The 19,726-nt window shown below is 63.7% G+C and carries 13 protein-coding genes and 1 pseudogene; 6 read left to right on the top strand and 8 right to left on the bottom strand.

Annotation, left to right across the window (positions count from 1 at the left end; genetic code table 11):
* Positions 1 to 209: 209 nt before the first annotated feature.
* From G4G31_RS05810 to G4G31_RS05800, 3 genes are all read left to right on the top strand, one after another.
* A complete protein-coding gene (locus G4G31_RS05810; protein ID WP_091876165.1) occupies positions 210 to 479 on the top strand; it encodes a GlsB/YeaQ/YmgE family stress response membrane protein in 270 nt (89 codons plus the stop codon).
* 71 nt (positions 480 to 550) lie between these two features.
* Entirely contained in the window at positions 551 to 1,828 is a 1,278-nt protein-coding gene (locus G4G31_RS05805; protein WP_374011275.1) for a phosphatidylserine/phosphatidylglycerophosphate/cardiolipin synthase family protein, read from the top strand.
* A 122-nt stretch (positions 1,829 to 1,950) separates the two neighbouring features.
* A complete protein-coding gene (locus G4G31_RS05800) occupies positions 1,951 to 4,110 on the top strand; it encodes a S46 family peptidase (protein WP_182990666.1) in 2,160 nt (719 codons plus the stop codon).
* A 160-nt stretch (positions 4,111 to 4,270) separates the two neighbouring features.
* On the opposite strand, the gene G4G31_RS05795 is transcribed toward G4G31_RS05800, so the two are convergent.
* On the bottom strand, positions 4,271 to 4,654 hold the full coding sequence (locus G4G31_RS05795) for a hypothetical protein (RefSeq protein WP_182990665.1): 384 nt from the start codon (positions 4,652 to 4,654) through the stop codon (positions 4,271 to 4,273).
* Positions 4,655 to 4,723: 69 nt separating this feature from the next.
* The gene (locus tag G4G31_RS05790) at positions 4,724 to 5,233 is read right to left on the bottom strand and encodes a hypothetical protein (protein ID WP_182990664.1); all 510 of its coding nucleotides are present in this window, start codon (positions 5,231 to 5,233) and stop codon (positions 4,724 to 4,726) included.
* A 302-nt stretch (positions 5,234 to 5,535) separates the two neighbouring features.
* On the opposite strand from G4G31_RS05790, the gene G4G31_RS05785 reads away from it, so the two are divergent.
* Positions 5,536 to 7,446, top strand: a complete 1,911-nt coding sequence (locus tag G4G31_RS05785) for a cold shock domain-containing protein (RefSeq protein WP_182990663.1) — start codon at positions 5,536 to 5,538, stop codon at positions 7,444 to 7,446.
* Between the two features lie 360 nt (positions 7,447 to 7,806).
* Here G4G31_RS05785 and G4G31_RS05780 read toward each other — a convergent pair whose 3' ends face one another.
* From G4G31_RS05780 to G4G31_RS05770, 3 genes are all read right to left on the bottom strand, one after another.
* On the bottom strand, positions 7,807 to 8,205 hold the full coding sequence (locus G4G31_RS05780; RefSeq protein WP_182990662.1) for a DoxX-like family protein: 399 nt from the start codon (positions 8,203 to 8,205) through the stop codon (positions 7,807 to 7,809).
* On the bottom strand, positions 8,195 to 8,632 hold the full coding sequence (locus G4G31_RS05775; RefSeq protein ID WP_182990661.1) for a thiol-disulfide oxidoreductase DCC family protein: 438 nt from the start codon (positions 8,630 to 8,632) through the stop codon (positions 8,195 to 8,197). Before G4G31_RS05775 ends, G4G31_RS05780 begins: the two co-directional genes overlap by 11 nt.
* A gap of 126 nt (positions 8,633 to 8,758) precedes the next feature.
* Complete coding sequence (locus G4G31_RS05770; RefSeq protein ID WP_182990660.1) at positions 8,759 to 10,225, bottom strand: APC family permease; 1,467 nt, start codon at positions 10,223 to 10,225, stop codon at positions 8,759 to 8,761.
* Between the two features lie 175 nt (positions 10,226 to 10,400).
* Here G4G31_RS05770 and G4G31_RS05765 point away from each other — a divergent pair, with 175 nt between their 5' ends.
* Both G4G31_RS05765 and G4G31_RS05760 read left to right on the top strand, forming a co-directional pair.
* A complete protein-coding gene (locus G4G31_RS05765) occupies positions 10,401 to 10,865 on the top strand; it encodes an Rrf2 family transcriptional regulator (RefSeq protein ID WP_182990659.1) in 465 nt (154 codons plus the stop codon).
* 82 nt (positions 10,866 to 10,947) lie between these two features.
* On the top strand, positions 10,948 to 12,141 hold the full coding sequence (locus G4G31_RS05760; protein WP_182990658.1) for a globin domain-containing protein: 1,194 nt from the start codon (positions 10,948 to 10,950) through the stop codon (positions 12,139 to 12,141).
* 132 nt (positions 12,142 to 12,273) lie between these two features.
* Here G4G31_RS05760 and G4G31_RS05755 read toward each other — a convergent pair whose 3' ends face one another.
* The 3 genes and pseudogenes from G4G31_RS05755 to G4G31_RS05745 form a co-directional block, all read right to left on the bottom strand.
* Entirely contained in the window at positions 12,274 to 13,392 is a 1,119-nt protein-coding gene (locus G4G31_RS05755; protein ID WP_182990657.1) for an NADH:flavin oxidoreductase/NADH oxidase, read from the bottom strand.
* A gap of 273 nt (positions 13,393 to 13,665) precedes the next feature.
* Positions 13,666 to 14,661 (bottom strand): succinylglutamate desuccinylase, encoded by a 996-nt coding sequence (locus G4G31_RS05750; RefSeq protein ID WP_182990656.1) that lies wholly within the window; start codon positions 14,659 to 14,661, stop codon positions 13,666 to 13,668.
* A 4-nt stretch (positions 14,662 to 14,665) separates the two neighbouring features.
* Positions 14,666 to 19,371: pseudogene (locus tag G4G31_RS05745) on the bottom strand (NAD-glutamate dehydrogenase domain-containing protein).
* Positions 19,372 to 19,726: the final 355 nt, after the last annotated feature.

Raw genomic sequence — 19,726 nt, 5'->3', positions numbered from 1 at the left:
GCTGACGCACCCACTCCAGGACATTCCAAATGGCAATCAAATGCATGCAATGTGCGCTAAAAAACACGCATTGAACGCGACATGCAGATTCGTCGTCTAACGTTCGTTGCCGCACCGACCCGCTGTGCTGTAGGTCCGTAGACTTTTTCACATGGCCAAGGCAATCAATTGGTCCCCGGTAGGTTTTTTTCACTAAAGGAGGAATCAAAATGCTCTTCATTATCTGGATCGTTGTGGGTGGTATCCTGGGCTGGCTCGCCAGCATGGTCATGAAAACCGACGCAGAACAAGGCATGATTCTGAACGTCGTCGTTGGTATCATCGGTGCATTCCTGGGCGGCTGGCTGCTGTCGCCACTGTTTGGTTCCGGTACCATCAATTCAGACGACTTCAGCGTTTCCTCGCTGCTGGTCTCGTTCCTGGGTGCTGTCATTCTGCTGGCTATCGTCAACCTGCTGCGTCGCGGCCGGGTGCGTTAATCAAAGCAATAAGTGGTAAGCCCTCATAACCAACGCTTCCACGCGTTGGTTTTTTTTTGCCTGGAAGTGTCATGCGCGCCAAGCCCGTCACCATCTCGATCGTCACCTGCCTGCTCACGCTCATCGCGGGTTTTCTCGCACTCAATTTCATGCCGAGCGAGAAGCAGATCGAGACCCAGCTGAAACACCAGTACGATGTCGCCGACCCGCAGTTCCGCCGCTCCATGGGCGTACTGCTGGGTCCGCCGATTATCGAAGGCAACCAGATCGACACCCTGCTCAACGGAGACCAGATCTTCCCGGCCATGCTGGAAGCAATCCGGGGGGCGAAACAGACGATCACGTTCGAGACCTATATCTACTGGTCCGAGTCGATCGGCCATGCATTTTCCGAAGCGCTTGCCGAACGCGCACGTGCCGGCGTCAAGGTTCATTTGATGCTGGATTTCGTCGGCAGCATGAAAATGGATGACGCGGCCATCCAGCGCATGCGCGATGCAGGGGTGCAAGTGCAGCGCTATCACAAGCCCGTCTGGTGGAAGCTGGCACGCCTGAATAACCGTACCCACCGAAAACTGCTGGTCATCGATGGCCGCATCGGCTTCACCGGCGGCGTCGGCATTGCCGACCAATGGCGCGGGAATGCGCAGGACGCCGACCACTGGCGCGACACCCATTTCCGCATCCAGGGGCCGGTAGTAGGCCAGATCCAGGCCGTGTTTACCGATAACTGGACCAAGGCCACCGGGGTCGTGCTCGACGGCCCCGCGTATTTTCCGCCACTGGAAGCGCATGGCTCCATGCCGGCGCAGATGTTTTCCAGCTCGCCCACCGGCGGTAGCGACAGCATGCACCTGATGTATTTATTGGCCATCACCGCTGCACGCAAGTCGATCGATTTGTCGGCCTCGTATTTCGTGCCGGACGACCTGGCCATCCGCGCCCTGACCGCGGCGGCCAAACGGGGCGTGCGCATCCGCATCATTACACCCGGTACCAAGATCGACGCCGAAGCGGTACGCCAGGCCTCACGCGAACGCTGGGGCCCGCTGCTCGAAGCAGGTATCCAGATCGCCGAATACCAGCCGACGATGTACCACGTGAAAAGCCTGGTCGTCGACTCGCTGATGGTCTCGGTCGGTTCCACCAATTTCGACAACCGCTCGTTCAGTATCAACGACGAAGCCAACCTGAACATCCTTGATCCCGATTTCGCACGAGCGCAAGTGGCAATTTTCGAGGAGGACTGGCGCCGGGCGCGCCCGATCACGCTGGAACAGTGGCGCGACCGGTCGTGGATCGAAAAACTGGGAAGCGAGATCTTCTCGCTGTTTGGCTCGCAGTTGTAAAGACAGCTTTATCCCCTGGCGCAGGCGGCGGGAAATAATAACGGTTGACGAGCCAACAGCGGATTACGGATACTCTCGGGTGCTTTTCCCGAACACTCCGATAATCTTCTGACCGAACGCGAATGAAAAAGACCCTCCTCTCGCTCGCCATCCTCACCAGCTTCGCCGCACAAGCGGACGAAGGCATGTGGATGCCGCAGCAGCTGCCACAAGTAGCCCAGCAACTGAAAGCCGCCGGCCTCGAACTCGACCCGGCCACGCTCACCAAACTGACCGAATTCCCGATGGGCGCCGTCGTCAGCCTGGGCGGTTGCTCGGCCTCGTTCGTCTCGCCGCAAGGCCTGGTCGTCACCAACCACCACTGCGTCTACAATAGCGTCGCCGTCAACTCGACGCCCGAGCGCGACCTGCTGGCGAATGGCTTCCTGGCCAAGACCCTGGGCGAGGAACTGCCGGCCGCCCCAGGCAGCCGCGTGTTCGTCACCGAGGAAGTGGCCAACGTCACCGACCAGATCATCGACAAGAAAGTCGCCAGGCTGACCGGCAAGGCCCGCATCGACGCCATCGAAAAGAATCAAAAGGAAATGGTCGCCGCCTGCGAGAAGGAAGCCGGCTACCGCTGCACCGTGGCCAGCTACTACGGCGGCCTCGAGTTCTATCGCCTGAAACAGCTGGAAATCCGCGACGTGCGCCTGGTGCACGCACCGCCGTCGGGCGTCGGCAAATTCGGCGGCGACACCGATAACTGGATGTGGCCGCGCCACACCGGCGACTACGGTTTCTACCGCGCCTACGTGAGCCGCGACGGCAAGGCCGCCGACTACGCGCTTGATAACGTCCCCTACGTGCCGAAGCACCACCTGAAAATCGCCAGCGAAGGCTCGAAAGAAGGCGATTTCATCATGGTCGTCGGCTATCCAGGCCGCACCAACCGCCACCGCCTGCCGTCGGAAGTCGCGTCCACCTTCGAGTGGAACTACCCGGCCTTCGTGCAAGCGTCGGGCGACGTGCTTGCCATCATCGAGCGCGAGACGAAGAACGATCCTGCCGCCAAGCTGAAGTACGCCGGCCAGATCGCCAACGTCAACAACTACTACAAGAACCGCAAGGGCATGCTGACCTCCTACGGAGACAGCGACTTCCTGGCACGCAAGAGCGCCGAACACAATGCGCTCAAGACCTGGGTGAACGGCGACGCCGCCCGCAAGAAGCAGTTCGCCGGCGACATCGACGCCGTCGAAAAACTGATCGCCGAGCGCGATGCCCATGCCAAGGAAGGCTTCTACCTGGGTTACGCCCAGCCGAAGTTCCTGAGCTCGGCACGTTCGCTGTACCGCCTGGCCAACGAGCGCACCAAGCCGGACGCCGCCCGTAAAGCGGGTTACCAGGAACGCGACATGGCGCGCCTGACTTCCGTCATCACCGGCCAGGACCGCACCTACGACGAAAAAGTCGACAAGGCGCTGGTGCTGCACTTCCTCACCAAGTACCTGGCCCAGCCGGCCAAGGAACAGGACACGTCCTTCAACAGCGCCCTCGGCATCCGCGCCGGCATGAGCCAGGACGAGCTGAAGGCGGCGATCGACAAGGTCTACGCCGGTTCGAAACTGGCCAACAAGGAAGAGCGCACCGCCTGGCTGAAGAAGACCCCGGCCGAGTTCAAGGCCAGCAACGACAGCTTCATCAAGGCCGCCGTTGCCATGTATGAGGCCGACCTGAAGGACGAAGCCAAAGAGGAAGAGCTCGCTGGCAAGATCCAGAAGTCCTACTCGGGCTACATGAAGGCGAAGATCGCCTACATGAACAGCAAGGGCCAAGCTGTCTACCCGGACGCCAACGGCACCCTGCGCGTTACCTTCGGCAAGATCGCCGGCCGCGACCACGGCGCCGACGGCACCGGTTCCTGGACTGCGTTCACCACCGTCAAGGGCGTGGTTGCGAAACACACCGGCGAAGGCGAGTTCAATGCACCGGCCGCCCAGCTGGCCGCGATCAAAGCCAAGGACTTCGGCAAGTTCGTCGATCCTGCCTTGAAAACGGTTCCCGTGAACTACCTGGCGACGCTGGACATCACCGGCGGCAACTCGGGTTCGGCAGCGCTGAACAAGCGCGGCGAGCTGATCGGCCTGGCCTTCGACGGCACCCTCGATTCGATCATCTCGGACTGGGACTTCAACGCCGCCAACACCCGCGACATCCAGGTCGACATCCGCTACATCCTGTGGAACATGAAGCATGTCGACAAGGCGGATAACCTGCTGAAGGAAATGAACGCCCAATAAGCGTCGTCTCTCAAGAGAAAAGCCACGCTGCCGGGAGGCGCGTGGCTTTTTTTATTCGATCAGATTGCTACAAGCTGCCTGACAAAAACCGCTTCCGGTGGCGCCGCAGGTGGACAGCTGACCCGCGAAAGAAAAGCCGCTTTCCGCTGCCAGCTTCGCCTCAAGGGTTCGTTGCAGTGCCGCTTCGCATCGCTGCGATCCGCTTGCGCAAATAGGCCGCTACCTGCGGATCGAAACGCTCCAGGTCATATTGACCATGTTCGATGATGCCTGCGTTCGCACCACATACGAAAGCCTTGCTGGCCCAGCCATTTGATGACCCTGGCGGTAGCAGTTTCTTGTAGTCGCTCTCTACCTGCTGCGGCATGCGTTTGTCGAACATCTCATCGAATTCGGCTTTCAGGCCCGGAGGAGCGGTCGGAGCATAGGCCTCGGCCTGTATTTCTTGCCGCACCCGCGCATTTTCCGGCAACAGATCGGCGTGACGTTTGTGCCAGGCCGATACCGCACCGATTAGCTTGTCGCGTGCCGATCGATCGGACAAGGCAGGTCCTTGGCGGAGACGAAGGAAACATCCGGTTTCGCCTGGCGGATCGTCCGCCCACGCATCTTTCTAGCGGCCCGGTGTCTTGCTACTTTCGGAAATCCACTCACTGAGAATTTTGGACGGGATCTTGTCAATCGATAAATTATGGTGATTTCTATTGCACGCGTTGCAGAGAAAAGTGATCAGCATTTCCAGATGCAACTCTCTAGCTTTTCTGAGGACCGCAGCTATATCGCAATCCTTGAGACCCATGTCTTTATCACCTGCTTCGACAGGGTTCAATGCATCAATGGCTTCGCGAATAATTTGCGGCCTGGATCTACCCACGGGATGCGCTGTATCGAAGGATGTGATCTGCTCATCAGGAATGTCGCAATCCGGGTTGTAGCATTTCAGTAAATTAAGCGCAGCGAGTCTCTGTTTGGTACGCGCTGTTTTCGCTTTTAACCAGTTCGCCACGTGTGGATTCAATATGGCAACCAAGGTTTCGCGTGGGCCTGAGAATGTGCCGCCCAAATGATTGATGTATTGTCTTGTTTCGGATGGCACTATCATCGACGCATCTGTCTTTTTCATGGTTGAGCACAGCGGTAGCTTATCGATAGCCCATTTTAACGTGACCAGCTGAGTTCCCGACGATGCGTTTGCCAGATTGCGGCCGATCAGCCTCGTTGCACAAACACGCGGGACGTCCCGCCGACCGTTGGCCGCGGACTTGAGGCATCTGCATGCCCAATGAGAAAGTGTTGTGAAATCTTGACAACACCCGCCGACAAGGCCTTCTTGTCGAGCCACCAGCAGATTTTTCAGCAATTTAGTTGCAATAAAGAACTTCGGTAAGGTCTAATCTTTCTGTTCAACAACACGAAGACCATACCATGAGTTACGAGTTCAACAGTTCCGACACCCTCCTCAACGATTTCCCGAATCCCTTTAAGTTCGAAAACATCTTCATGTTCGCCACTGGCGCGGTCACGATGATCGGCGCCATTGGCGTCGTGATGACGGCAAAGCGTTACTTTGGTGCGCACGAGGACAAGCTGGCCTTCATGGCGCTGGTCCTGGCCGCCATCCTCCTGAGCGTGTCCGTGAAGACGCTGGTGCGCGCCCTGTCGCAGGCGCGCTTCTTCCTTGGGCGTAAATTCCCGCTGGGCCTGGCCGCCGAGCTGCCGGTGGCGGGTACCGGCGTCGGCCGCGGTACCGAAGACCTGCTCGACACCATGCGCCACCGCGCGATCGATTTCCCCGAACCGCAGGGCGCGCTCAACGGCGTGCTGTATTCGCTGGTCAAGAACCTGATCACTTCGCCGCCGCAGGTGCAGGCGGCAGCCGTACTGCACTTTCATTCGCTCATCGCAATGGGCGCGCTGCTGCTCTCGCTGGCCGTGTCTTACCTCGTCTTCTCGGGCAGCGAATACGAGGGACTCGCGTCCTGGCTCTACCTGCCGATGTGCGGCCTGTCGCTGCTGGCGCCCTTCACCCAGGCGAACCGCTGGAACCCGAAGGCGCAGGCCGGTGCCCAGACGGCCGGTGCCAACACCTCTCTGTGGAAGCTGGTCGGCCTGGTCGTGTTTTCGATCATGGCGCCGGTGCTGATTCCGCGCCTGCTGCCGGCGTTTGCGATCGTGCCGCTGTGGATCGCGCCGACCCTGCTGTTGCTCGGCTCGCTGGTCGCCTCGCTGCTGTTCTTCGGCGCCCTGCTGGCGCGCCTGGACAGCGCCGGCCACACCGGCGTCTCCTGCGAACAGACCACCATCGCCATGAACTGCGCGCCCGCGCAGCTGTGGACGGCAATCGGCCGCGACTTCCAGAGCGCCTGGGAGCGCGCCATTCCGAATCGTGCCTACGCCAACGTGCCGCCGGATGTCTCGGGCGGCGAACGCGGCTCGTTCAAGGGTTACATCGTCGAGGAAACCCAGCCGGTGCCCACCACCACGCTGCAGTTCCGCAGCTGGGGCGAAGCGTTTGCCCAGACCTCCTCGCGCCTGCTCGTGCTGCTCGGCGCATGGGGGACGTTCTGCGCCACCGCCGGCAGCATCGTCGCCTGGTACTACGCGGGCCAGTTCGCGCAGATGGAGCGCATGCAGATCACGCGCGTGCTGCTGGTCGTCGTCGCCTTGAGCCTGGTGACGGTGCTGAGCCACAAGATCGGCCACCTGCTGTGGTCGCGCATGCAGTTCAAGTCGCGCCTGTACTGGATCGAGACGGCGGGCACCTACCAGACTTCGCAGCTCAATATCGGTAACCAGTTCCATGGCCACACCCAGTCGAGCTCCACGCTCACCCGCATCGAGGACGCGACCCTGCGCGTCTGGGTGACGGATATCGTGTCGGTCGTCTTCGGCAAGGATGGCCAGCGCAGCATCATCGCCATGGCCACCGCCGACGGCGTCGCCAAGAGCATGGCCGAACGCCTGGTCGCCTTTGCCGCCGACCAGAGTTCGGTGGCCACGCCGACCTCGCAGCGCGACCTGGCCCGTGCCCAGTCGATCGGCATGCTCGACGCGGCCGTGCGCGGCGCCGCAGGCAGCGCCCAGGCGGCCGTCGCTGCCCCGGCCGCCGCCATGCCATTGGCCGGCAATGTGGCGCGCGAGCGCGGCAAGGTCAAGTTCTTCAGCGAGGACAAGGGATTCGGCTTCATCGTCGACGGCGAGGGCAAGGAATACTTCTTTAATGCGAACTATGTGCGCGGCGAGTTACCGAGCGCCGCCAGCGAAGTCGAGTTCGAGCCAGGCCAATCGGCAAAAGGACCGATCGCGAAGCACGTGCAGGTAATGGTCGCGGTGTAAGACCGGCGGCCGCATTTGCCAAAGCCACGCTGCCGCCAGGCGCGTGGCTTTTTTTCGGCCTCCGTGTCGGCCATCCATTGCAAGCGTGATGCCCCCAACACGCGATGGCGCTATGCTTGCGCTACGAACTCATCGTCTTTGGAGGATCCATGAAGCATGCATGGTGGCTTTGCCTGGGTGCGCTGGCCGTCGCAGTCGCGCCGCTGCGGGCACAGGAGGCGGCGCAGGGGCGCGCCGTCATCGCCGACCTGCCCGGTCAGCCTGCTGACCCATGTGCGTCCGCTGGCGCAGGATCCGCCCGCGCGCGGCCCGAAATGAACACGCCGCGACGGCCGCGGCGTGGATCGGGACAGGGCGGGCTCAGGCCCAGTGCCGATGCGCGTTGGCGTGGCGCTGTGTCACGATGACGACATAGCCGGCGAACATCGCCGCCACGTTCGTCGTCAGCGGATTGAAGGCTTCGGCCAGCAGCCCCGGCATCACGATCATCACGTCGAGCAGCAGTCCGAACAGCAGCAGCAACGCCGCATACACCGGCACCAGGCTGCCGCGCCAGGCCAGCAGCGCCACGCCCAGCACGATTTCCATCCCACCGGCCAGCGGCGACAGGACCGTGGGATCGACACCATGGATGCTCGTCAAGGCCGTCTCGATGGGGCTGAGCCAGAGGATTTTCGGTACCAGGCCGTGATAAATGAAGACAAAGGCGAGCACCGCGCGTGCCGCCAGATGGATGCGCCTCAGCAGTCTAGTGTCCACTCAAGTACCTTCCTGCGTGCTCAGGGTTGGGCAGCGCGCAATAGTCATATCTGCCGAACAGCCGGTAGCGGTTGCGCGCGATGCGGTCATAAAGCCAGTTGCGCAGCAGCCCCGGCACCACCCTGGCGAGCAGCGCCAGGCGCCAGGGCCAACCCAGCATGCGCATCACCAGCAGGAAGGCTTCGCTTTTTTCATAACAGGCACCGCCGTGCACGACCAGCATGGTGTCGTAATGGTCGAGCGGATAGCCGAAATGCGCCAGGATCGCCTGGCCTTCGCTGGACTGCACGCTCGCCAGCTTGAACCTGCGTTGCCGGTCGTGGCGGACGATGAAGTGGTTCCATGCATTGCACAGCTTGCATACGCCGTCGAACAGGATCAGGTTTTCCCCCTCCCGCAGATGCGGCACCTTGCTGTTGGCTTTCATATGGTCTCGATCGCTGGTTCTGCCGGCCAGTGTACGGCGAGTGTTGCACTGACGCAAGCACCCTTCTCTGCCAGGAAACAACAACGCCGCGTCGAGCGCGGCGTTGGGTCATCCTGGCGAGGTGGGCTAGGCCTTCTTGTTCAGCCGGCTATTGCGCATGCTGTACAGGAAGTAGGTCGCCACCGCGGCCGCCATCCAGATGAAGAATACGCGGTAGGTCGCCAGTGGCAAGTCCTTCATGATGTACAGGCAGGCGAGGATCGAGAGGCCCGGAATCACGTAGGGACCGAAAGGCACCTTGAACCCGTGTTCGGCATTCGGGCCCTGCTTGGCGCGGATGACCGGTACCGCGATCGAGACGACGATGAAGGCGGTCAGCGTTCCCATGCTGACCATGTCCCACAGGAAGGTCGAGTCGACCAGGCCGGCCACCAGGCCCACCACCAGGCAGACGATCAGCGTGTTGCTCACCGGTGCGCCGGTACGCGGATTCACTTTCTGGAAAGTCTTCGGGATCAGGCCGTCGCGGCTGATCGCGTACAGGATGCGGGTCTGGCCGTAGATCGTCACCAGGGTCACGGAGAACACGGAAACGACCGCGCCGGCCGACAGCACCAGCGCCGGCCAGGCTTTGCCGGTCACGTTCTGCAGGATCACCGACAGGCCGGCCTGCTGGCCTTCGAACAGGTGGGCAGGCTGCGCGCCCATGGCCGCCAGCGCGACCAGCAAATAGAAGGCGGTAACGATGACGAGGGCAGCCAGGATCCCGATCGGCACGTTGCGGCGCGGGTCCTTGACCTCTTCACCGGCGGTGGCGATGGTGTCCAGGCCGATGAAGGAGAAGAACACGGTACCGGCGGCGGCCGTCACGCCGGCCATGCCGGCGAAGCCCTTGCTGTTGTCGGTATTGAAGAAGGGCTGGAAGTTATTTGCGTCGAAACCGGTGAAGGCGATGACGGCGAAGAAGGCCAGGATCGCCAGCTTGATGACCACCATGATCGCGTTCATCGTGGCCGATTCCTTGGCGCCGCGCACCAGCATCACGCAGCACATCATCACCAGCAGTACCGGCGGCAGGTTGAAGTTGCCCGAGTGGACGCTCAGGTTGCTGTGGTCCGAGACGAACATCGGCGAGCGCAGGTGGGCCGGGATCTCCCAGCCGAAAGCGTTTTGCAGGAAGTTGTTCAGGTAATCGGACCAGCCGATGGCCACCGCACTGCCGGCCAGGCCATATTCCAGCAACAGGCAGGCGGCGACGATGAAGGCGGCGAATTCGCCGACGGTGGCGTAGGCGAACGAATAGGACGAGCCCGAGGCCGGCACGCGCCCCGCCAGTTCGGCGTAGCACAGCGCGGTCAGGCCGGCGGTCAATGCGGCGATCAGGAAGGACAGGATCACGGCCGGGCCGGCCTTGGGCACGGCTTCGACCATCGTGAAGAAGATGCCGGTGCCGACCGTGGCGCCGACGCCAATCATCGTCAGCGGGAACAGACCCAGCGAGCGGGTCAGGCCGCCGCCGTGGGCCTGGCTGTCCTCGTGCGCACGCTCAGCCGATTTGGTACGAAACAGCTTCTGGCCCAGTGTCAAATTCACGAAAGTGTCCTTTAGTCGCGCAAGTAAACAAGAAATGGCTGAGCAGGAAAACCCGCCAAAGTTCGCGATTATAGGGCCGTTCCGCTGTTGTTGAGAAAATAGTTTTTCGTAAAATATGCATTACTGATGCTAGTTTTCGCGTTAGAATAAAACTGTTCTTTCCAAACGACATCCAATGCGCCTGACCCGCTTTTCCGACATCGGCCTGCGCGTGCTGATCTACCTCGAGCGCGCCGGCGAACGCCCCCATCCGGTGACGGTGGCGGAGATCGCCAAGCAGTTCGATATTCCGCTGAACCACCTGGTGAAAGTGGTCGGCCACCTCGCCCGCGCCGGCTGGGTGCAGGCCACGCGCGGACGCAATGGCGGCCTGCGCATGGCGGCCGACCCGAGTACGCTGACGGTTGGCCAGGTATTGCGCGAACTCGAGGGCGATGACGAACTGGTCGACTGCGAAGCGGCGAAATGCGGCCTCAGCCTGGATTGCCAGCTGCGCGGCATCCTGAAGGCGGGCATGCGTGCCTTCTACCAGGAGATGGACCGCCACACGCTGGCCCATGTGACGGCCGGCGCCACGGGCGAGCAGATCGTCCGCATGCACCGGATGTTCTGGAGTGGAACAACCGCCGGCTCTGCCTGAACCGGCAAAGGATCGCTCGCGCTGCGGGCGTTTTTTTGAAGCTTAAAGTTGCATTCAAAATGCACCATATAAGGAACCTACCATGATTTCCGCCGCCTCCCGTCCGTATATCGATGCCAGCGTCCCTGTCCTGCGCGACCATGGAATGACGATCACCACCCTCTTCTACAAGAACATGTTGGGTGAGCATCCGGAATTGACGCGCCTGTTCAACATGGGCAACCAGGCGCGCGGCGCCCAGCAGCAGTCGCTGGCCTCGGCCGTGTTCGCCTACGCCGCCAATATCGGCACGCCGGAGGCGCTGGGACCCGTGGTGAAACGCATCGTCCACAAGCATGTGTCGGTCGGCATCCGCGCCGAGCACTATCCCATCGTCGGGCGCCACCTGCTGGGCGCCATCAAGACGACGCTGGGCGATGCGGCCACGCAGCCCCTGCTCGACGCCTGGGCCGAGGCCTATAACTCGCTGGCGAATTTGCTGATCGGCGCCGAGGCCGAGATGTACAGCACGGCCGGTGTCGAACCGGGCGAGACGCGGCCGATGCGCGTCACGGAAGTCAAACGCGAGAGCGACAACGTGCTGTCGGTGCGCTTCGTGCCGAATGACGACAAGCCGCTGCCGCCCTTCCAGGCCGGCCAGTACGTCAGCGTTGCCGTCGACCTGCCGGGCGGGCGCCACCAGCTGCGCCAGTACAGCCTGTCCGATGCGGCGGGCAAGGACAGCCTGCGCATCTCCGTCAAGCGCGAGGATGCGCTGGACCAGGTGCCGGCCGGCGAAGTCTCGAACTGGATCCATGACAACGTCACTGTCGGCAGCGTGCTGCAGGTGACCCATCCCTTCGGCGAATTCACGCCCGATACCGAGTCCGATGCGCCGATCGTGCTGCTGTCGGCGGGCGTCGGCATCACGCCGATGGTATCAAGCCTGAACCGCATCGCCATGGTGCACCCGCAGCGCCGGGTGATCTTCGCCCATGCCGCGCGCGACGCCCGCCATCACCCTTTGCGAAGCGACGTTGCCGCCGCCCAGGCCGTCATGCCGAACCTGCATGTGGCGACCTTTTACGAGGAAGCTGGCGACGCCGCGGGTGTGCTGGCGGGCCGCATGGACGTCACACGCCTGCCGGCCTGGGACCTCGCCACGACCGACGTCTGGCTGTGCGGCCCCTTGAAATTCATGCAGGCGCAGTGGCTGGCCTTGCTGAACGCGGGCGTCCCGGCCGAGCGCCTGCACCGCGAAGTGTTCGGGCCTGAGCTGCTGGATCATTTGCTGTAAACCATGCGCCGTCGACCACGGCTACGTGCACCCGTAGCGTAGGCGGGTCTCCCGCCTACGCGTTCAGCCAGATCTCGAAACCTCGCGTCAATGCTGGCGTGCTTTGAACGCTTGGACGGCACAGCCGTCCAGCTACCGCTGCCCCAGCCGCGTCTCCCCGAACAGCTTCTTGTACTGGTGCGGCTGCGAGCGCCAGTATTGCGGCGGCGCATCCACCTGGGCGCCCAGTTCGGCGGCGGCGTGCCAGGGCCAGCGCGGGTCGTACAGCATCGCGCGCGCCAGCGCCACCATGTCGGCCTGGCCCGATTGCAGGATGTGTTCGGCCTGCTGCGGCTCCGTGATCAGGCCGACGCCGATCGTCGGCATGCCCGTTTCGCGCTTGATGCGCTCGGCGAAAGCGATCTGGTAGCCGGCACCCACCGGAATCTTCTGCTGCGGCGACAAGCCACCGCTGGACACGTGCATGAAATGGCAGCCCAGCTTTTCCAGCTCCTGGGCAAAGCGGACGCTTTGTTCCACTTCCCATCCTCCTTCCACCCAGTCGGTGGCCGAAATGCGCATCCCGACCGACATCGACGAGGGCACCGCCGCGCGCACCGCGCTGAACACCTCGAGCGGGAAGCGCATGCGGTTTTCCAGCGAGCCGCCGTATTCGTCGCTGCGCGTGTTCGACAAGGGGGAAAGGAACTGGTGCATCAGGTAGCCGTGGGCGCCGTGCAGCTCGATCGCATCGAGCCCCAGCTCGCAGCTGCGCCGGGCCGCGTCCACAAAACCCTGCTTGATGCGCTGCAGGCCGGCCGCATCCAGCGCCTCGGGCACAGTCTCGCCCTCGGCATGCGCCAGGCTTGAGGGTGCCACGGTCTGCCAGCCGCGCGGCTCATCCGGCTTGATGTTGGCGCCGCCCAGCCAGGGCGCGGCACTCGAGGCCTTGCGGCCCGCATGCGCCAGCTGCACCGCGATCTTGATCGGGGAATGGCGGCGGATGGCGGCAATGACCGGCTTCAGGGCGTCGAGCTGGGAATCCTGCCACAGGCCCAGGTCGTCCGGCGAAATGCGGCCTTCGGGCGTGACGGCGGTGGCCTCGATGATCAGCAGCGAGGCGCCGGACAATGCCAGGCTGCCGAGGTGGATCATGTGCCAGTCGGTGGCGTGGCCTTCATCGGCCGAGTACTGGCACATGGGGGCGATGGCGATACGGTTGGACAGCGCGAGCGGTCCGAGTTGGTAGGGGGAAAACAGCAGGCTGCTCATGCGGCGACTCCGGTGCTTGTTCGAAGCGCAAAGTCTAGCGAACATGGCTCAATTGTGCAGGCGCAAGGGAAAACCCGGGCTCGCGCGTATATCGTAGGGTGGGCGCCCCGAGCCCACGCGGAGGCGTGCACAGTGGCGCGCTCAATCGAGGTAACTGCGCAGCGCCACCGGAGCTGGCGGCGTCACGACGCAGATGTCCGCGTGGGCACGGGGCGCCCACCCTACATAAAAAAGCCGCGATCACTCGCGGCTTTTTCGAAGACAAAACGCAGCTTATTCCACGCGCACCACCATCAAGCCGGCGCGCAATCCGACCCGCACATCCGGATTCGGAAACACCACCAGCTCCTCCTCATGGAACACCGTGTACACGGTATCCCCATCGGTGGCGATCACCTCGCCCCGCTTGAGCGAAGCGAAGTTCGGTGTCTCGCGCGAGAAGCCCATCTTGAAACCGTCGGACAGCTTGACTATCTCCTGCGCCACCTTGAACACATGCGGCTGGGTTTTCGCTTCCACCGGCACACCGCGCAGCAGGCCATCGAGCGCCGCGGACGAATCGGCGAACTGCGCCATGTTGTTCTGCCCCAGCGTGCCGACCCGACCCAGCTCCACGGTGCTGCCTGCCGCGCCATGGTGCTCCGCCGAATAATAGCTGTAGGTACCCGCCGACTTCGGGTTCATGACGAGCGCACCGATCGCCGCCTGCCCCAGCCAGTCGATCAGCGCGCGCTTGGCCCCCTCGGCGATCAGGTCCGGCACGATCGCGAACATCGGATAGTGCGAGGCGCGGATCGCCGTGTGCAGGTCGAGATGCCAGCGCACCGGCCCGGCGCCGGCAAAAAAAGCGTCGGTGGCGGCGATCAATTCATCGGCGCGCGCGCTTTCCGCGCTGCCCGCCAGCGCGCCCCGGTCCGGTTTGAACATGCGGTTCAAGTCGGCATCGAGGAAACGCTTGCCGGCGGCGATGGCATCGATGTTGCCGACGCAGAGCATCAGGTCAACGGCGAGGGCCTGCGGCTCGCGCGACAGGGCTTCGATCACGTGCGCGACCATTTCGATCGGCCCGGTCTCGTCGCCATGCACGCCAACCGACAGCAGCACAGCCGGCCGCGTCGCCGGCTGCACGCCCTTCACCGTCAGGATGCCCCTGGCGGGCAGCCCGACGACGAAGCCGGCGTCCGTGAAGCGCTGCGCGACCTGGCCGAAATCGGCTTCGGCCAGCGCGCGCACCGCGTCAGCTACCACGGGGGTCGAGGGTGCGCTCATTGCCTCAGGCAGCCAGGCGTTCTGGGTTCGAGCCTTCCGACAGCGACCAGACGTCCAGCATTGCCTGTTCGAGGTCGGTGGCCGGCGCGTAGCCGGTCAAGCCCATGTCCGTGGTCACCGTATCGACTGCCGCCAGCGCATCGCCGCTGCCGGCACGCTCGATCACCTGCAACAGCAGGCGCTGCTGGGTGCGGCGCAGTGCCTGCATCGCGTAGTTGCGCAGCTGTTCCTGCGACTTGCTCTGCGGCGGCAATTTGAGGCCGCGTTCCAGCGTGTCGATGCCGGCTTTTTCACGCAGCGCCATGCCGACCTGCAGGAACTGGGCCAGCGACATGCCCGCTGGACGATGTACCGACACGGCGGCGAACAGGAAGGTGGCCAGCGACTCGATGGTTTCGACCGCCTTCCAGGCCTGCACGAAGCCCGCGTTCAGGCCGGCGTAGCCGTCGGCTTCCGTCTTGGCCGGCATCAGCTGGCGCAGCTGCTCGCCGTTGGCGAACAAGGAGGACAACTCATCCATTCCGTCCGTGCCCTGCGGCAGCGACAACACGCCTTCGATCACGGCGCGCAGCAGCGCACGGGTGCGCGCATCGACCGCCACCGACACGTCACGCGGCACCTTCAGCGCGTCGGCGTCGAGCGCGTCGAATACCGGCGCCAGGTTCAGCGCGGACCAGGCACGGCCCCAGGCTTTCACGACTTCGGCTTCGTCGACGCGGTGTTCGGCGGCCAGGTCGCGAATCATCAGCGGACCGCAGCGGTTGACCGCCTCGTTGGCCAGCACGGTGGCCAGGATGGCATTGGCCAGCGGGTGGTCGAGCGGATCGCGGGTCGCGACCAGCTGCGCCGGGAAGTAAGGACGCAGTACGGTATCGGCCCATGGCTCGTCCGTCAGCGGCAGCGCGGCCAGGATGCGCTTGAAGCGGTTCTTGACGTTGGCAACCACCACCGCCAGTTCCGGCGTGGTCAGGCCGGCGCCCAGCGCTTTGCGGCGCTGCAGTTCGGTGTCGAGCGGCAGCTGTTCCAGTTCGCGCGAGACGGCGCCTTCCGATTCCAGGCTGGTGATCAGGGCGGCGTAGCTGTCGACGATCGCGCCGTTGCTCTGCGCCTGCGCTTCGCGGGTCAAGAGGTGGGTCTGCTGCGTGTTGTCGCGCAGGACCAGCTTCTCGACGTCGCCGGTCATGTCGTTCAGGATGCTGTTACGCTGGCTTTCCGGCAGCTTGCCGGCGCTGACTTCGGTATCGAGCCAGATCTTGATGTTGACTTCGTGGTCCGAGCAGTCCACGCCCGCCGAGTTGTCGATGGCATCGGTGAAGATGCGGCCGCCGGCAAGGGCGAACTCGATGCGGCCGGCCTGGGTCGCGCCCAGGTTGCCGCCTTCGGCGACCACCTTGCAGCGCAGTTCGTTGCCGTTGACGCGGATGCGGTCGTTGGCACGGTCCTTCACCTGCGCGTGGGTCTCGTTCGAGGACTTGATGTAGGTACCGATGCCGCCGTTGTAGAACAGGTCGACCGGCGCCAGCAGGATGCGGTGCATCAGCTCTTCCGGCGCCAGCGAGGTTTCCTCGATGTCGAGGGCAGCACGTACCTGCGGGGTCAGCTCGATCGAACGGGCCGAGCGTGGGTACACGCCGCCGCCCTGCGAGATCAGCGATTTATCGTAGTCTTCCCACGAGGAACGTGGCAGCGCGAACATGCGCTGGCGCTCCTTGAACGAGACTTCGACGTCCGGGGTCGGATCGAGGAAGATGTGGCGGTGGTCGAATGCGGCCAGCACCTTCAGCTGGCGCGACAGCAGCACGCCGTTGCCGAACACGTCACCCGACATGTCGCCCACGCCGACCATGGTGATCGGGGTCGTGCTCATGTCGTGGCCGATCTCGTAGAAGTGGCGCTTGACCGCTTCGAAGGCGCCCTTCGCGGTGATGCCCATCTTCTTGTGGTCGTAACCGTTCGAGCCGCCCGACGCGAACGCGTCGCCCAGCCAGAAGCCGCGCTGGACGGCGATGCTGTTGGCGATGTCGGAGAAGGTTGCGGTGCCCTTGTCGGCAGCCACCACGAGATACGGGTCGTTCTGGTCGTAGCGCACGGTCGATTCCGGTGCCACGATGTCGCCGCGCACGCGGTTGTCGGTCACTTCCAGCAGGCTGGCGATGAACAGGCGGTAGACTGCTTCGCCTTCGGCCGCCACGACTTCACGGGCGGCGTCCTTCGGCATTTGCTTGCAGACGAAACCGCCCTTCGAGCCGGCCGGCACGATGACGGCGTTCTTGACCATCTGCGCCTTCACCAGTCCCAGCACTTCGGTACGGTAGTCTTCCATGCGGTCCGACCAGCGCAGGCCGCCGCGGGCGACCGGGCCGCCGCGCAGGTGCACGCCTTCGAAGCGGCGCGAGAACACGTAGATCTCTCGGTACGGACGCGGTTCCGGTGCCAGCGCCAGGTTGCTGGTGTCGAACTTGAAGATGATCTTCTCGCCGCCGTTCTGGAAGTAGTTGGTGCGCACGGTGGCCAGGGCCAGGTCGACCAGGGGCCGCCATGATTTCCTCGGTGTCGGCGTGGTTCACGCTCGACAGGCCGGCGCGCAGCGAGGCCAGCTTGGCGCTGCCCGCGGCGCGTTCCGACTCAGCGAGTGCCGGGTTGAAGCGCTGCAGGAAAGCGGTGACGAACTCCTTGACCAGTGCCGGCTGGGCGCGCAGGGTCTCGGCCATGTAGCGCACCGAGAACTTCGAGCCAAGCTGGCGCCAGTAGCTGATGTAGGCACGCACCAGCTGTACTTCGCGCATCGACAGGCCGCCTTCGATCGACAGGCCGTTCATGCGGCCGTCTTCGGCTTCGCCATTGAACAGGGCTGCGAACAGCTCTTCGGCGACATTGACGATGCCGGGTTTCGCCAGCTTGGCGGCCGATTCGGCATCGACTGCCAGTGCGGTCACGTAGTGGCGGGCGCCATCGGCGGTGGTGATCTTGTAGGTCTGCTCGCGGTCGATGGCGACGCCGGCGTTATGCAGGGCCGGCAGGATGCGCGACAGCGGCGGCACGGTGTCGCCCGAGTACAGGCGCACCGAAGCGCCTCCTGCGTCGCCGGCTTCGATACGGACCGACACGTGGTCTGGCTGGCCGTTCTTCATGACGGCCTGCAGGTCGCGGAAGGCAACCGACGGTTCCGTCGCGGTGATGTAGTTCACGGGCAGCGTTGCGACCAGCTTGCGCAGGCTGCTGCGCAGAGCCGGATCCTGCACGTCGTCGTTGGTCAGCGCGGCGAAGCGGTCATGCCAGTCGTCCATTACCGACAGCAGCGGACGCTGGATATCGGTTTCCAGGTCGAGCGGGTTGCGTGCGCCATGGGCGATCAGGTAGACGCGGGCCAGCGGGCCGTCGGCGACCATGGTCTGCTGGCGCACGTCATGCGCGCCCGAGCTTTCCTTCAGGGCCTGCGCCAGCGGGCCGCCACCGCGGCGCTGTAGCGCTCGCGCGGCAGGTAGACCAGCACGTTCAGGTGACGCCCGTAGACGTCGCGGCGGGCGAAGACTTTCGCGCGCGGCTGCTTGTACAGCGAGACGACCGAGCTGCAGACTTGCGCCAGCCATTCCGGATCGGCTTCCAGCGCTTCGGTGCGCGGCAGCGATTCCGGGATCTCGAGGAATTTCTCGGCACGGAAGCCTTCCTGGCGCACACCGGCCAGGGAGAGGACTTTCGCCACACGGCCGCGCGCGAACGGCAGGCGCGCCAGCGGGGTCGCCGTGGCGGCGCGGCTGAACAGGCCGACGAAGCAGTGTTCGCCGAGGATGTTGCCTTGCGCGTCGGTGTTACGCACGCCGATGAAGTCGAGCGGCTGGTCGCGGTGCAGCGTGCCTTCGACGTCGGCCTTGACGATCGACAGGGTCTCGGCACGTGCCGAGAGGGTATTGAGTTCGCCGGGGATGTTGGCCAGGCAGGTGCCGTAGACCGGGTGCGAGGTGTCCTTCAGCACGCCGATGCGGCTCGGCACGTCGCGTGCCAGTTCGTTCTGGCCCGGCTGCACGACATAGTAGGCGTAGCCGAACGGCTCGAAACCTTCGTTCTTGGCCCATTCGAGGAAGGCGGCCACTTCCTGGCCGGCCGGGCTACCGTTGGCGGCGGCCGCGGCGGCCACCTCGGTCAGGCGGTCGCCCATGGTGACGGCATCGCGGTGCACGACGGCGGCGTCGTTGGCGACCATGCGGATGCGCGCGGTCAGCTTGTCGAGTTCTTCGAAGCTCGGCTCGTCGTTGAGCAGCACCAGCACATAGGATTCGAGCGGGGCGCCGGCATCGCCGACGCTGGTGACGACGCCGCTGGCGTCACGCTGGACCGGCAGCACGGCGTTCATCACGCCGGCGGCGCTGACGCGCTCCTTGCGCAGGGCCATGACGAAAAAGAGTCGACCAGGTAAGGCATGTCTTCGTTCAGGATCAGCAGTGCCGTGTCCTTGTTGCCCTTGGCGTCCACATACTGCAGTTGCGCGATCTGGCAGCCAGGCACGGTGCGCCTGGCCGCTTGCGTGAAGCCTTCCCACAGCACGGGCGCCAGCGATTGCGGCGCGGTACCGGCCAGGTCTTCTTCGTCGAGCGAGCCGAGCCAGGCGCTGATCAGCGCGCGTACCTGGTCGGATGCGCCGCCGGCTGGCTGCTGCTGGTTGCTGACCAGGGCCAGGGTCTGGGTACGCAAATCTTGCGACATGTCGTTCATTGTTGCTTCTCCAAAAGCGAATGTTGTCGCCTGTTCGCGCTACGGCTTGTGGCTCTGCGCGGACCGGCGTTTGGTGGACAGGGTTGTCCCGTCCAGGTCTCTCGGCTTCCTTGTCCCGGAAGCGTGTTTCGTTATCAAGGCGGCGCTTATGCGTGCCGCGTTAAGTGTTCCTTGCTGCTGGCGGCGCGTTCACGTGCCGCGTTATCTCTGTTTTGCTGCCGTACCGCGTGGGCTCAAGAGCCCACCCTACGAAACGCGCGGCGCTACGCGTGCCGCGTTGACTCTGTTCTGCTGCCGTACCGCGTGGAGTCAGGAGCCTCGGCGCCATCACAAAAATCATACAGCCCGGCGACCG

The sequence above is a fragment of the Massilia sp. Se16.2.3 genome, assembly GCF_014171595.1.
Classification (GTDB): Bacteria; Pseudomonadota; Gammaproteobacteria; order Burkholderiales; family Burkholderiaceae_D; genus Telluria.
Note: the sequence above shows the minus strand (reverse complement) of the source record. Positions and strands in the feature narration are given on the sequence as shown.